This window comes from Bacillus sp. FSL R5-0659, from assembly GCF_038008785.1.
GTDB classification, from domain to species: domain Bacteria; phylum Bacillota; class Bacilli; order Bacillales; family Bacillaceae; genus Bacillus; species Bacillus safensis.
Window position 1 is genome coordinate 510,597 of sequence record NZ_JBBOZU010000001.1, and the last position, 14,716, is coordinate 525,312.

General features: G+C 41.4%; 15 protein-coding genes and 1 riboswitch. Of the genes, 10 read left to right on the forward strand and 5 right to left on the reverse strand.

The genetic code is table 11. The features are described from left to right. Nucleotides 1–26 precede the first annotated feature (26 nt). The 4 genes from NSQ72_RS02420 to NSQ72_RS02435 all read left to right on the forward strand — a co-directional run bounded on the left by NSQ72_RS02420 (nt 27) and on the right by NSQ72_RS02435 (nt 3,191). The gene (locus tag NSQ72_RS02420; RefSeq protein ID WP_247544591.1) at nt 27–1,733 is read left to right on the forward strand and encodes a T7SS effector LXG polymorphic toxin; all 1,707 of its coding nucleotides are present in this window, start codon (nt 27–29) and stop codon (nt 1,731–1,733) included. Further along, entirely contained in the window at nt 1,723–2,169 is a 447-nt protein-coding gene (locus NSQ72_RS02425; RefSeq protein ID WP_041089172.1) for a toxin-antitoxin system YwqK family antitoxin, read from the forward strand. Before NSQ72_RS02420 ends, NSQ72_RS02425 begins: the two co-directional genes overlap by 11 nt. A 13-nt stretch (nt 2,170–2,182) precedes the next feature. Beyond that, the gene (locus NSQ72_RS02430) at nt 2,183–2,884 is read left to right on the forward strand and encodes an endonuclease V (protein ID WP_144490931.1); all 702 of its coding nucleotides are present in this window, start codon (nt 2,183–2,185) and stop codon (nt 2,882–2,884) included. Between the two features lie 82 nt (nt 2,885–2,966). After that, nucleotides 2,967–3,191, forward strand: a complete 225-nt coding sequence (locus NSQ72_RS02435; protein ID WP_059376056.1) for a hypothetical protein — start codon at nt 2,967–2,969, stop codon at nt 3,189–3,191. A 40-nt stretch (nt 3,192–3,231) separates the two neighbouring features. Here the strand turns inward: NSQ72_RS02435 and NSQ72_RS02440 are convergent, their stop codons facing one another. From NSQ72_RS02440 to NSQ72_RS02455, 4 genes are all read right to left on the reverse strand, one after another. Further along, on the reverse strand, nt 3,232–3,495 hold the full coding sequence (locus NSQ72_RS02440; RefSeq protein WP_058837367.1) for a hypothetical protein: 264 nt from the start codon (nt 3,493–3,495) through the stop codon (nt 3,232–3,234). Nucleotides 3,496–3,593: 98 nt separating this feature from the next. Continuing rightward, nucleotides 3,594–4,163, reverse strand: a complete 570-nt coding sequence (locus NSQ72_RS02445; protein WP_247544590.1) for a GNAT family N-acetyltransferase — start codon at nt 4,161–4,163, stop codon at nt 3,594–3,596. 71 nt (nt 4,164–4,234) lie between these two features. Continuing rightward, entirely contained in the window at nt 4,235–5,512 is a 1,278-nt protein-coding gene (locus tag NSQ72_RS02450; protein ID WP_039176681.1) for an Nramp family divalent metal transporter, read from the reverse strand. Between the two features lie 223 nt (nt 5,513–5,735). Further along, nucleotides 5,736–5,996 carry a GlsB/YeaQ/YmgE family stress response membrane protein gene (locus NSQ72_RS02455; protein ID WP_039176683.1) on the reverse strand — a complete coding sequence of 87 codons (261 nt, stop codon included), beginning with the start codon at nt 5,994–5,996 and terminating at the stop codon, nt 5,736–5,738. A 156-nt stretch (nt 5,997–6,152) separates the two neighbouring features. Between NSQ72_RS02455 and NSQ72_RS02460 the strand changes: the two genes are divergently transcribed. Next, on the forward strand, nt 6,153–6,983 hold the full coding sequence (locus NSQ72_RS02460) for an EcsC family protein (RefSeq protein ID WP_041089179.1): 831 nt from the start codon (nt 6,153–6,155) through the stop codon (nt 6,981–6,983). A gap of 26 nt (nt 6,984–7,009) precedes the next feature. On the opposite strand, the gene NSQ72_RS02465 is transcribed toward NSQ72_RS02460, so the two are convergent. Next, entirely contained in the window at nt 7,010–8,107 is a 1,098-nt protein-coding gene (locus tag NSQ72_RS02465; protein ID WP_041116739.1) for a DctP family TRAP transporter solute-binding subunit, read from the reverse strand. A 67-nt stretch (nt 8,108–8,174) separates the two neighbouring features. Here NSQ72_RS02465 and NSQ72_RS02470 point away from each other — a divergent pair, with 67 nt between their 5' ends. The 5 genes from NSQ72_RS02470 to NSQ72_RS02490 all read left to right on the forward strand — a co-directional run bounded on the left by NSQ72_RS02470 (nt 8,175) and on the right by NSQ72_RS02490 (nt 14,603). After that, entirely contained in the window at nt 8,175–9,794 is a 1,620-nt protein-coding gene (locus NSQ72_RS02470; RefSeq protein WP_039182991.1) for an ATP-binding protein, read from the forward strand. Beyond that, nucleotides 9,791–10,474, forward strand: a complete 684-nt coding sequence (locus tag NSQ72_RS02475) for a response regulator (RefSeq protein ID WP_106025675.1) — start codon at nt 9,791–9,793, stop codon at nt 10,472–10,474. Before NSQ72_RS02470 ends, NSQ72_RS02475 begins: the two co-directional genes overlap by 4 nt. Before the next feature lie 124 nt (nt 10,475–10,598). Further along, nucleotides 10,599–11,867 (forward strand): C4-dicarboxylate transporter DctP, encoded by a 1,269-nt coding sequence (dctP, locus tag NSQ72_RS02480; protein WP_039176689.1) that lies wholly within the window; start codon nt 10,599–10,601, stop codon nt 11,865–11,867. Nucleotides 11,868–12,065: 198 nt separating this feature from the next. Next, a complete protein-coding gene (locus tag NSQ72_RS02485; protein ID WP_039176691.1) occupies nt 12,066–13,088 on the forward strand; it encodes an AI-2E family transporter in 1,023 nt (340 codons plus the stop codon). 63 nt (nt 13,089–13,151) lie between these two features. Further along, nucleotides 13,152–13,285: riboswitch (cyclic di-AMP (ydaO/yuaA leader) on the forward strand. Between the two features lie 76 nt (nt 13,286–13,361). After that, nucleotides 13,362–14,603 carry a dicarboxylate/amino acid:cation symporter gene (locus NSQ72_RS02490; protein ID WP_039176692.1) on the forward strand — a complete coding sequence of 414 codons (1,242 nt, stop codon included), beginning with the start codon at nt 13,362–13,364 and terminating at the stop codon, nt 14,601–14,603. Nucleotides 14,604–14,716: the final 113 nt, after the last annotated feature.

Sequence of the window (14,716 nt, forward strand, 5' to 3'; positions counted from 1 at the left end):
TTGATGCAAAAGCACTAACCAGTGCCATGGACACAAGAGCAAAACACTATCAGGAACTCCGTGAACAAATGGTAGATTTAAAAAAGGCATTACAAGGTGTTGCCAATCTTGGTGACGACTTCACTGGGAAAGGTGCCGATAACATTAAAAGCTTTTATAAAGAGCTCTCCGGAAATGTAGACATGTTTATCAGCTTCATTGATAAGCAAAAAGCCTTTCATGACGGTGTTTCTGGGACACTTGATGATACGAGCTTTGGCGGCGATACCTTTGTAGAAGAACACTTTTTAGACAACGCAGTACATATGGGCATCAAGAATGCCAAAAGCATTGTAAAGGATCAAAAAAAGGCACTCAAAACGATTTTTCAAGACATTGATGATCTCATTTCTCTAGAAGTATTTGATAGTCAAACCTTTGATGAAAAAATAGAAGATGCGGAAGATGAACGAAAAAAGACAGTCAAAGATTTAAGAGAGCTTGATCAAAATTTAAAAGATGAATATGCTTTGTCAGAGACAGAGCAGCAAGCTACAATGGCATTGTACGCTGAAATGATGAATGCGACAAATGATGGAAAAGCGATTTCGCCTATGAATTTTGATAAGAAAGCGTATCAAAATAGCGAAATCTACAAGGCAAAAAGCGATATTGAAAAGCAAACTTCTGAATATCTGAAAATCAAAAAAGAACAAGAAGAAGCCCGCGAGATTGCAAAAGAACAAGAAGCCCTCGCCAACCGTCCTTGGTATGAAAAAGCGCTCGATTACGGTGGAAATATCGTCAATGAACTGACCGGCGTGAACGATGCAAAACGTGCCGCAACAGGCGTTGATCCAATCACGGGCGAGGAACTCACCGCAGGCCAGCGAGTCGCCGCAGGCGGCATGGCAGCAGCAGGCTACATCCCAATCGTCGGCTGGGCAGGCCGCATTTTCAAAGGCGGAAAGGCTGTCTATAAAACCACCCAAGCCACATCAGCCGCAGTAAGAGCAGTCGACATTTACAAGACATCACAAAAATCCTTTGACGCCCTGAAAACATCTCAAAAAGGTTTATATGGCCTCACCGCCACCAACGGCTTCAGCGAAGCAATCACAGGCCGCGATATGTTTGGAAATAAGATCTCGAAAGAACAGCAGGAAGCAAGTATGAATGCGGCGCTAGGAATGCTTTTGCCGTTTGGGGCGAAAGGGTTTCATGGGAAGATGGGGGTTAAAGAGAACACGAAAAGTCGAATTGATTATTTGAGAAATAAATATGGAAAGATCGATTCAAAAGAATTAAATGAAAGAATTAATTTACGCGGAGAAACGGTGAAAGAACTAAATAAATTAAAAGAAACTGGCATTAGCAAGAAGAAAATGGGTCCTGCCTTTGCTGGAGTTTATGATAAGCAGACTGGAAAATATTCGTATGCAATAAATGATTATGATGGAAAGTTACCAGATTTCCATCCCTTAATAAATGCCAAATATGATAGAATGCCAAAAGAGGTTATAGATTCATACACATATACAAAAGGTGCGGGGTCACATGCAGAAGTGATCGCCTTGAATAAGGCCTTAAAGGCTAATCCAGGTGCTAGTTTGGATAATTTTATTTTGAATGTTGTTAGGACAGGTCAGAGTAGAGTGAAACCGGCTGGAATGATGTTTCCAAGGTGTCCTCATTGTGCTTATCTTACAGATGGATCTAAAATTATCACGGAGGTTCCTAAAAATGTTAAATGATATATTGCAAAAAGATTTTATTTTAGAGAATGGCACTGAGTTTGAAGAATGTTTAGAATATGGAGGCCCTTACGAACTAGCAATAGTGGAAATTACCGAGGATGGTAAAGAAGAGCTGTTTACGGGATTAGCATATGATATATATGAAAATGGGAATATTGAGAGTTATTTCTATGTTGAACAAGGAGTTAAACAAGGAAAGTATGTTGAATTCTATTCAAATGGAAATGTTAAGAAAATAGGTCATATGAGTAAAAATGCAGCCGACGGCTATCAAGTTGAGTTTTTTGAAAATGGAAATAAAAAGTATGAATCTGAATGTGTTGCTGGTCGAGAGATGACTTATATAAAGTATGATGAAAGTGGAAATATTGTAGAGAAAAAGGCAGAACCTAATGAATCCGATTTGAAATATGCCGAAAAATTCAACAGCTAATCGTGTGGATCTTATGCATAATGATGAAATAAATGATTTATTAGAAAAATTTAAAAGTGAACAAAAAGCGCTCTTGCCTAAAGTGCAATTGAAAAATAATTTTCAACTTGAGAACATAAGGTTTATTGCAGGTGTAGATGTAGCTTATTTTGATATGCATGGAAAAACGAGCGGTGTTTGTTGTATCGTCGTCTATGATTTGATAGAAAAAAAAATCATAGAAAAAGTGCATAGCCATGGAGAAATAAGGATTCCTTATATAGCAGGTTTTCTTGCTTTTCGTGAAATGCCATTAATTAAAGATGCAGTAAAAAAACTGACGAAACAAGTAGACGTCTATATGTTTGATGGAAATGGTTATTTACATTATAGACACATGGGCATTGCTACACAGGCGTCTTTCTTCTTAAATAAACCTACCATTGGAGTCGCAAAAAGTTATTTGAAAATTAATGGTATAGATTTTACCATGCCCCAAAATAAAACAAATGCATACACAGATATTATTATAAATAACGAAATATATGGAAGAGCGCTCAGAACCAGAGTGAATGTTAAGCCTATTTTTATTTCATGTGGGAATTGGATTGATTTAGATACAACTACAAAAATTATTATGAAACTTGTTGATAAAAACAGTAGATTACCAATACCCGTAAGGTTTGCAGATATTGAGACACATGCTATTCGAAAAGAGTTATTAACAAAAGAATAGGGGAAGTGTAACATAGCACATTTTTTAGCTGTATTGAAAAGGGCTAACGACATTCAATCAAACAATAAAAGGAGTTATAACCATGCTATGGATTTTCGCACAAAACCAGCAAAGTTTCGTTCATGTCCACGAAGTCTCAGTAACCGGCAAAAAGATTGAAGGAATGATCGCAGGAGGCGATACTTGGGTAAAGACTCTCGGCAAGTATGACTCAAATGATCGAGCGTCAGAGATCCTACAAGACATTGTGAAAACAATTGAAGCCAATCAAGATGCCACCGTGACTTACAGAATGCCAAATCAATAAAAAAGAAACCACCTTTCCATTGCAAAAAGGTGGTTTTTGTTTATGATGGTGTTTTTGTAAAGGCTAAAAATAAAGGGATGCTTGTGCCGACAAGGGTTGTGGCAAATAGGAACATACCACAAATGAATAGAAAATGGCTGGCTGAAAAGACAAGTGCCAGAATGAGAAAAACGATGCTGAGTCCTGCCATGCTATATGATGGGACAAAGCGGCGTTTGTAGGTGGCTTTCTTTGTTAAGAATGAGAAGAAAATACCAAATAATAAAGGGACGATCCATAAGTAAAATAAAATAATAAGAGACATACTTCATACCTCGATTTTTCCTTCTATTTTATCAGATGCTGATCGCAACGGATACCACAAAGCTTCACTTTGTAAAATAATTCATGCAATCGACACAATTAAGTGGGTTGATTCATAGAATGCGTTTTTTCTTTCATATATTCAGGCTGCAAGAGCGCGTATACACAATGGTCCGTAAAGCGGTCGCCCAGCCATTCACATTGTCTCAAAATGCCTTCAAGCGAAAAGGATAACCGCTCTGCGATGCGTCTACTCTTCTGGTTATCGACAGCAGCCCTGATTTCAATGCGGTGCAGTCCACATTCTTCAAATAAATATTGAATGACTGCTTTGCATGCTTTTGTCATGATGCCTTTTCCTTGATAGCCTTCTCCGAGCCAATAGCCAATTGAAACAGTCCTGTTGATCCAATGAATTTGGTGGGTGCCAATGATCCCGACAAGCTCTCCATGTGACCAGATGCCCGCTTGAAAACCGTTGTTCTGCAAGGCTTGCTGCATTGCGCCTTGAATGAATGCCATGCTGTCTTCCTCTGTCTGTGATGAATCCACCCAAAGCATCCATTCACGTAAATGCTCTCTTGACCGCTGGATGAGCAAATATAGACTTCTTGCGTCTCTTGGCTCAAGCAACCGCATGGATATCTCTTGATCTTGATAAAAAAACATGTGCCCACATCCTCTCAGGGGAATTTTACCATAACCATATGAAAAGAAAAAGACAGCATCACGACTGTCTTTTACATAAACGTATCTACAATTAAAAAGAGATTGAGTGCGACAACAAGAGCTGCTATCACCCAAGATATTCCTGTCACCCAGCGGGCATTCGTCAATTCGCCCATAATTCGTTTTTTACTTGTAAATAAAATGAGCGGAATTAAAGCAAAGGCAATACCAAATGATAAGACCACCTGACTCATCACAAGTGCGGATGTCGGATTCACCCCAGATGCAATGATCACAATAGGGGGAATCATGGTAATCAGCCGGCGGACATACAGTGGAATGCGGTATTGAATAAAACCCTGCATAATGATATCGCCTGACAATGTACCGACAGAAGAGCTGGATAGTCCGGCTACAAGCAGGCCTACACCAAATAAGATAGCTGATACAGGACCTGCAAGTGTGCTAAAATGCTGGAACGCAACATCCAGATCTTCAACAAAGAGACCATTTTTATAAAATAGAGCGGCTGCCACAATCAACATACTGGCATTGATGGCTCCAGCAACTAACATCGCAATGAGGATATCGAAAAACTCAAAGCGAAAAATCTGTTTTTTCTCCTTTTCTGTTCTGCCGACGACTCTTCTTTGGGTTAATGCTGAATGTAAATAGATCGCGTGCGGCATCACAGTGGCACCTAAAATTCCAGCTGCAAGCAGTACACTATCTGTGCCATCAAATTTTGGAATGAAAAGCCCGCCTGCGACACTTGCCATATCAGGCTTGGCGACAAAGGTTTGCACAGCGAAAGCGATCACGACAACGAACAGCATGCCGGTAATGCCAGCTTCTAATGCGCGATATCCCCGTCTTTGCAATTCTAAAATCGCAAATGATCCAATGGCTGCAATAATAGATGCTTCAAGCAAAGGAATCCGAAAGAGCAAGTATAAACCAAGTGCCGCTCCAATAAACTCAGCTAAATCTGTGGCAATAATGACGAGTTCGCCCTGAATCCATAAACCGATGGATACAGGTTTTGGAAACTCTTCACGTGCGATTTCAGGTAAGTTTTTACCTGTCGCTATTCCAAGCTTTGCGGACAAGGATTGGATGAGCAAAGCCATGAGATTTGATATGAGAATGACCCATAAGAGGAGGTATCCATATTTGGAGCCAGCGGCAATGTTGGTGGCAAAATTCCCTGGATCAATATATGCAATGGCAGCGATAAAAGCAGGGCCTAGAAAAGGAAGAAGCCTTCTAAATCCTTTGACCTTTCCTTCAAGTGCACGCTCAGCTGCCGCTGACATGTGTGCTTGTGCCTCGATGTATTTGTTTGTCATATGTCATCACCTAAATTCTACAAAGTTTTGCTTGGGCACAAAAAGTTTCCTTCATGCAATTTTTAATCATCATATGCCCATCTTCATGAAAAGTCAACTATCTGAACTAATAGGTTTGTTTATCATATGTAAGTGAAAAAAATAGATACCTTGTCAACGCGCCAACATAAAAAACACCGCCCCTTAGACGGTGTCCCTACTGCTTCCTCTGCTATTCGTTTTTTTAAGATACCCTTGATCCAACGCTGCGGAAGATCAGGCTTAAAATAATGACAAAGATTGCTGCTCCTAAGATCGCTGGAATGATCGCAAAGCCTGCCAGACTAGGACCCCACGTTCCAAGTAATCCATGACCAATCCAAGCGCCTACAAGTCCGGCAATCATTGAACCGATCCATCCTCCCGGTACACTGCCTCCAGCGAGTGCACTCCCAATGAGCCCGATGACAATCGCCACAACCAATGAAATTAGAAATCCTAACATGTTGATCACTCCTCTTTTGTTTGTTTATTAAGCAATAACCGTTTTGAAAAAGATTAAAACCTTTCGGAACCGCTTCAATGTTCTATACGTATGATGGACAAGGATTGTGTATAATAACAGACAAATACTTCAGCGGCATCTAAGGAGGCATATGACATGGAGGAAAGAGAATGGCTAAAGGCACAATTAAAGGAGATTGAAAAGTGGGAGAAAGACCAGCAAAAGGTATGGTTTTGGGAGAAACTCAGCCGTCTTCCATTTCAAATGCTGGACAAGCTGACGCCTGCTTTTATTCAGAAAAAAATCGGTGTACTGCTAGACGAAATGGGCCATTACATTCAATCCGGCGGTGCCTATTTGACATCGGAAAAAGGCATCATTCATCAATTTCAAAAGAAGTGTGCCGATGAATCCATTCAGCGCATAGAAGATATTGGAAAGGCTCCGATCGAAATGATGGATGCCATTAGTGAGCATATGGGGAAAAACAGAACAAATCTCGCGACGGTACAAGGGGCGACAACTGGTGTTGGCGGAATGTTTACACTAGCCGCTGATATTCCTGCGGTACTCGGTCTCTCTCTGAAAACATTACAGGATATTGCCGTCACCTATGGCTATGATCCTAAAAACAAAGAGGAGCGGGTCTTCATCATTAAATGCTTGCAGTTGAACTCTGCGGATGTCGTTGGAAAGAAATCGATTCTAAAAGAGCTGAAAAGCTATCATGCATCTGAAGGGAAGCATGAGAACATGATTTCCCAAATCCAAGGGTGGCGTGAGGTTGTCTATAATTATCGAGATTCGTTTGGCTGGAAGAAACTGTTTCAGCTTGTGCCCATCGCTGGGATTTTGTTTGGTGCCGTTTCGAACCGCTCACAATTAAAAGGAATTGCCGAAACAGGCATGATGCAATACCGAAAGCGAAGAATTTTAACAAGATTAGAAGAGCTCACCGAGCAAGAACAGAGTGAGTCCGGCGCATAAAAAAATCCCTTATCAAAGGGATTTTTTTATTTGCTCTCATCCTCTTCCTGAAAAGCATGAATAGGTGAGTGTTCATAACGTGCACGAAGTTCGCGGATCTGTTTGATGAGGGTGGAGCCAATCGTTTTTTCGGCTTCGTCATACAAAGGATCAAGGGCTTTCATCCATTTTTGTCTTTCAGCTGGCGTCAATTCATGAATGGCAATCGGCGATTCGCGTTTAATGTCCTCCAACTGATCTTTGTTCATCTGTTCTGCATGCTTTTCATTCCAAGCTGTTGTTTCTTCCATGGCTTCAAGTAAAATTCGTTTCGTTTCGGGTGTCTGGCGGTCAAAGAAGGATTGATCTGTTAAGACCACATAGCCTAAATACCCGTGATTGCTGATCGTCATATAGTCTTGTATATGATAGAATTTTTTTGAATAAATATTTGAAATGGTATTTTCTTCACCGTCTACTTTTTTGGTTTCTAATAGCTGAAATGTTGAATTAAATGATTCCTGATAGGGCTTTGCACCAAGAAGTTTAAATTGTTTCTCAATCATGTCGCTTTGCATTATGCGGAGAGACTGGTTTTTTAAATCAGCCGGCTGTTTGATGGGTCCTTTATTTGAGGTAATTTGCTTAAAGCCATTTGTCCAATAAGCCATTCCCTTTAATCCATCTTTTTGCAGCGTGCCAAACAACCTTTGTCCAATTGCACCGTGCAGGCCTTCTTGAACCGCGCTGTAATTTGAAAAAGCAAAGGGAAGATCAAGTGCCAGCCACTCAGGGGACAGCATGCCGAGCTTCGAGGTAGACGGAGCGATAAATTGAACTTGATTCTCTTTGAGTGCATTAATTTCTTCAATATCAGAATAAAGGCTCCCGTTGGAGAAAATTTGAATGCTGATCTTTCCATCCGATTTTTCGTGCACAAGCTCAGCAAATTTCTTTGCAGCAAGTCCTTTAGGTGTATTGTCTGCCACGACATGACTGAATTTGAACACAAGCTGGTCCTTCAGTCCGGTTTGTTCATCATCAAAGGTTGTCGCTGATTTTGGCATCATATGATAAAAGCCAAAGTATAAAGCGGTTACAAAACCGATCATGAGTAATAGCGTATAAGCGAGTAAATTCTTCATGCGTCAGATCCCCCTTATGTCAAGCATACTTGACAGAGGAAGAATTCGTAAAGATACAGGTGAAAAAATGATGAGAAATCGATTGAAATTGCAACAATTATCTATTAGATGGAAGCTTACCATCCTCACATATTTCGTTGTCATTTTCGCCCTTTTAATCGGAGGCATTGTCCTTGTCGGGGGAATTCAGCAAACAGAGGAACGGGAGCTTCGAAAGAGACTCATGAACACGGCGAGAACTGTGGCTGAGATGAATGAGGTGAAGCAGGCGTTAGCTGATCAGACAAAGGAACGTGATCGATTACAGCATGCAATCGAAGAAATTCGGATTATTCAAGACGCTGACTACATTGTCGTGATGGATATGGATCATGTGAGATTAACGCATCCAGTAAAAACAAGGATTGGCCAGCGCTCAGAAGGAACAGATGAAGAGCCGGCTTTTGCAGAGCATATTTATTTCTCAGAAGCAGAGGGAGAGCTTGGAACAGCCATCAGAGCTTTTTATCCAGTGAAGGATGATCAATTTAATCAAACAGGGGTTGTGCTTGTAGGAAGAACCCTGCCAAGTATGGCAGATATATTAGGAGAAATGAAGCGGGATATCCTCATGATTCTCCTGCTGACGCTCAGCTTTGGGCTTGTAGGTTCATTTTTGCTCGCCCGCCATATTAAACAGCAAATGTTTAAGCTGGAGCCGCATGAGATTGTTAGAATGCTGGAGGAACGCACTGCAACCTTTCACTCTATTAATGAAGGGGTCATCGCCATTGATAATCAGCACATGATCACCATTTTTAATGAGAAGGCGAAGCAGATTTTTGGCGTGACAGGTGATGTCGTGGGCCAGAATATTTGGGGTGTGCTCTCTGATACACGACTTCCTGAGATCATCGATCGCGCAGAACCCGTCTACAATGAAGAAATTCATATGAGCGGAAAGCGGATCATGAGCAGCCGGATTCCGATTGTGATGAAAAAGAAGATCATCGGAGCGGTCGCCATTTTTCAGGACCGGACGGAAGCGGCAAAATTGGCAGAGGAGCTCACAGGGGTTAAAAACTTTGTGGACGGTTTGCGGGTGCAAAACCATGAGCATATGAATAAGCTTCATACGATTGCCGGGCTGATTCAGCTTGGTAAAGCCGATCAGGCGCTCGATCTAGCCTTTCAAACGACAGAAGAGCAGGAACATGTGACGGACTTTCTTCATCGCGTCATTCAGCATGATGCTGTCGCAGGATTATTGATGAGTAAAATCAGAAGGGGCAAGGAGCTTGGCATCAAGGTCGAAGTAGATGAACATAGCAGTCTCCGTCATTTCCCTGAGCGGCTTGATCAGCATGATATGACAAAGCTGCTCGGAAATCTCATTGAGAACGCCTTTGCTTCGTATGATACTGTAGAAAGAGACACAAAAGTCATTTCCATTAGCATCGATCAAACGGAGGATGTCCTCGCGATTTTAATTGAAGACAATGGCTCCGGAATCGAAGAGGAACTAATTCCTTATCTTTTCGATAAAGGCTTCACACACGGCAAAGAGGGCGGAACAGGCTATGGCCTGTATATTGTAAAAACGATTATCGACAAAGGGATGGGAAATGTAGAAGTCACATCAAGCATCGGCATTGGTACCACCTTCTCAATCGAATTCCCAATGACCATAGAGGAGAGAGACAGATGACTCAGATTAAGGTGCTGTTAATTGAAGATGACCCAATGGTGCAAGAAGTGAATAAAGAATTCATTATGAGTGTTCCTGGCTTTCAAGTAGCAGCTGTCGCTGGAAATGGGGAGCAGGGCATCCAGCTGATTAAAGAGATTCGTCCAGATCTCGTGGTACTTGATGTGTATATGCCAAAAAAGGATGGCGTCAAAACGCTGCAAGACATCAGAAAACAGAAGATGCAGGTGGATGTGATTGTGATTTCAGCAGCGAAGGACAAAGAGACCATCGGCATCATGCTTCAAAATGGTGCGCGGGATTATATTATTAAACCTTTCAAATTTGAACGAATGAAAGAATCTCTTGAAAGCTATAAGGCGTTTAAATCAAAAATTAGAACCGCCGTGGAATTTTCTCAGGAGATGCTCGATGATATCATACGAAAGCCTGCTGTTAAGCAGGGAGATACTTGGCTTCCTAAAGGGCTGAATGTGCATACGATGAACGAAATTAAAGCGTATATGGGCTTGCAGGAAGGCGCACAGTCTGCAGAGGAAGTTGCCAATGCACTTGGCATTGCCCGTGTCACGGCACGCCGGTATTTAGACTTCCTTGTAAAAGAAGGCGAGCTGAAATTAGATATGCAATATGGCGGGGTAGGACGACCCGTGAATAAATATATCGTACATTCTGACTAAGAGACCAAAAAGACCAAAATGTACGATATGTCCATAAGCTTCACAGTCTTTGATGAAATCGCTATCATTTACCTACAGATAATAGTTAAGCGTTTACATCAAAGGGTGAGGGAGTTGATTTTTTATGAAAAGGCTTTTGAAGAACCTGACATTTCAGGTGATTGCAGCTGTCATCATCGGGATCATTGTCGGGATGGTGTGGCCAAACGTCGGAAAAGAAATGAAGCCGCTTGGTGATACCTTTATCAATGCCGTTAAAATGGTCATTGCACCAATTATTTTCTTAACCATTGTTCTTGGTATTGCCAAGATGGGGGATATGAAAAAGGTTGGAAAAGTTGGGGGGAAAGCATTTATTTATTTTGAAGTCGTCACGACACTTGCTCTGGTCATCGGTCTTTTTGTTGTGAATATCATGAAGCCAGGTGCAGGTCTTGACTATAGCAAGCTTGAAAAAGGGGATGTCTCACAATATACCCAAAATGGCGGACAGGGCATCGACTGGATGGAATTTGTCACACACATCGTTCCATCTAACATGGTAGATGCTTTCGCAAAGGGTGATATTTTACAGGTCTTATTCTTCTCTATTTTATTCGGTGTTGCGCTCGCTGCACTTGGCGAGAAGGGGAAAGGCATCATCGAATGGCTTGATAAGCTTTCACTCGTTTTCTTTAAAATCATTGGATATATCATGCGTGCTGCGCCGCTCGGTGCATTTGGGGCAATGGCCTATACGATCGGACACTTTGGGCTAGCATCGATTAAACCGCTCGCGAGTCTGATGCTCTCCGTTTATATGACGATGTTCATATTCATCTTTGTTGTGCTGAACATCATTTGTAGAATGTATGGTTTTAGTCTGTTCAGTTATCTGCGATTCATCAAGGATGAAATTTTGATTGTTCTTGGCACAAGCTCTTCAGAATCTGTGCTGCCAAGAATGATGGATAAAATGGAACGCTACGGTTGCTCTAAGTCTGTTGTTGGTCTTGTTATTCCAACAGGCTATTCCTTTAATCTAGACGGAACTTCAATCTATTTATCGATGGCCGTCGTCTTCTTGGCGCAAGTGTTTGGTGTAGACCTGTCCATCGGTCAGCAGATCACGATTATCCTTGTTCTGATGCTGACATCAAAGGGAGCTGCTGGGGTGACAGGAAGCGGATTTATCGTGCTTGCATCTACACTTGCAGCACTTCAGGTCATTCCGTTAGAGGGGCTTGCACTGCTACTTGGGGTTGACCGCTTCATGAGCGAAGGAAGAGCCATCACAAACCTCATTGGTAATGGAATCGCAACAATTGTTGTCGCGAAGAGTGAAGGTGAATTTGACGAATCGAAGAGCAAAACAGCACTTCAGGAAATGCGGAATATGAAGCAGGCTGTTTAGTATAAAAACAACCAAAAACCGAAACCTTATGTTCTACATAGGTTCGGTTTTTTCTTGTGTAAAAAATAAAATCAATAAAATGACTACGAATCGTAAGACCTCGTTGACCTTTTATTATATAATTTACAGAAAGATCCGATATAATGTATATCAGATACGATGAAAAATAGACTTTAGTCCTGGCAGGTGTGTAACGTAATGGCGGCATTTTTAAAATTGTTCGAAAAACCCGGTGTTAAGCGGTTTTTAGTATTTGTAGTATTAGCTACAGCATTATATCTATTAAGAGGAATGATGAATTTAATTCTTCTGACCTTCATTTTCACCTTTTTGATGAATCGGTTAGAAGAGGTCATTAGAGGCTTTTTAAATCGCTTCCTGAAAATAGGACAGAAATCGGTCATTACTATTTTGTATATTCTTCTGGCTGGTGGTTTGACATTTGGCGGTTTCGTTTTTGTACCAATCATCGCCAAACAGGTGGAGCAGCTATTCCATTTAGGAAAGAAAATCGCAGATCATCCACAAGATTTACCCTTCTTTGACGTCATCACGAACGTATTTGGTGATTTCAAAATATCAGCTTTCTTTGAGAAAGGGTTTAATTTCCTCTATACATACTTAACAGATTTCAGCACGTTCAGTATCCAGGTCATTATGTCCTTAATATTAAGCATGTTCTTCCTGTTCGAAAAGGAACGCCTCATTCAATTTATGAACAAGTTCAAAACGAGTAAAATCTCCGTGTTCTATCATGAAATTGCCTTCTTTGGACGTAAATTTTCCCGAACGTTTGGAAAAGTACTCGAAGCACAGTTTATTATTGCAACCGTTAATTGTGTGCTAACGACAATTGCGCTAGGCATTATGGGTTTCCCGCAGTTATTTGGCTTAGCGGTCATGGTCTTTTTGCTAGGTTTAATCCCAGTAGCGGGTGTGGTTATCTCTCTTATTCCACTCAGCATCATTGCGTATACACTTGGAGGCGGAATGTATGTCCTCTATATTGTGCTGGTGATCGTGATTATCCATGCCATTGAAGCTTATTTCTTAAATCCGAAGCTCATGTCAGCTAAAACAGAACTCCCTATTTTCTTCACGTTTATTGTGCTGATCTTCTCTGAACACTATATTGGCATTTGGGGACTTATTATCGGTATCCCAATCTTTGTGTTTATTTTAGATATTCTTGAAGTTACAAATAGGGAAGAAAGTAATTAAAAAGTTCATATGAACCTGTTTACAATTTTCCGAAAATAAGGTATAAATGGTATGAAAATATCATATTACCACACGCTTAATCCTTCTAAAGGAATGGGGGACCCATGTTTTTGGGGTGAATTTTTCTTATCTGAGAAAAAAGGACATCTCTTCGTCCTAACCCGTCAGCTAACCTCATCAGCGTGAAGAGAGTAGACAGTGGTACACGTATGGACACGCAGGCCCACGAGAAGACTCTCTCGTGGGCTTTTTGACGAGGAAGGGGAGATTTTATTGAAGCTAGCGACGAAAATTATTATTGCCTTGTTTGTAGGTGCCATCACAGGATTGCTGCTTAACCTTTTTGCTCCAAATGTATTCAAAGTGTTAGATCCGTATTTATTTACACCTCTAGGTCAAATCTTCTTAAATCTGATTAAAATGCTGGTTGTGCCCATTGTATTCTTTTCGATCACGCTTGGTGTAGCAGGCCTTGGTGATCCGAAAAAGCTAGGCAGAATCGGCGCAAAAACCATTACTTACTTCCTGCTCACTACGACTTTTGCCATCATCATTGGCATTTCATTAGCTGTGTTAATCAAGCCGGGAGCCTTCGGCAATTTTGATACAAAAGCAGCTGATTATTCCGCAGAGGAAGCCCCATCAATGGCAGAAACACTACTCAACATTATTCCAACCAATCCAGTCCAATCGTTAGTTGAAGGAGATATGCTTCAAATTATCGTCTTCTGTGTATTTTTAGGTCTTGGCATCGCCATGCTCGGTAAAAAAACGGAAGGCTTGCTAAAGCTGTTTGAACAAGGAAATGAATTAATGATGTATCTTGTCGGTGTTGTGATGAAATTTGCACCATACGGGACATTCGGTTTGATTGCAACCGCCATCGGCAGTCAGGGGCTGGATGCCATGAAAGCGATGGGACTTTACTTCTCGGTCGTGTTAATTGCGCTCATCCTGCATTTCTTCCTGACATATGGTTCAACCGTTGCGATCTTAGCTAAACGAAATCCGATGGAATTCTTTAAAGGATTTTCCCCGGCGATGGTTGTTGCATTTAGTACATCAAGCAGTAACGCAGTGCTGCCTGTATCAATGGAAACAGCGCAAAAGCGTTTAAAGGTACCAGAGCCGATTTCAAGCTTTGTGCAGCCGCTTGGTGCAACCATCAATATGGATGGCACAGCCATTATGCAAGGTGTTGCGACCATTTTTATCGCTCAAGTATATGGGGTTGAACTGACGTTTGTTCAAATGCTGACTGTTGTGTTAACGGCTGTATTAGCAAGTATCGGTACAGCAGGCGTGCCAGGGGTAGGGCTCATCATGCTGGCCATGGTTTTAAATTCCGTGAACCTTCCTGTTGAGGGAATCGCGCTGATCCTTGGAATAGACCGCTTATTAGATATGGCGAGAACCGTAGTGAATATTACAGGTGACGCAGCATGTGCGGTGATTGTTTCTGAAACCGAAAAGAAACATGAAAAAGAAGCGCCGACACCTAACTTATCACTGTAATAAGCAAGAAGGGCTGACTGGATCAGTCCTTTTTTTCATGGATTGATTTGTCTCGCGTGATATACTTTTTACAGGATGAGCGGTCGTAACTGCCGCCATAGGCTTTACATCAG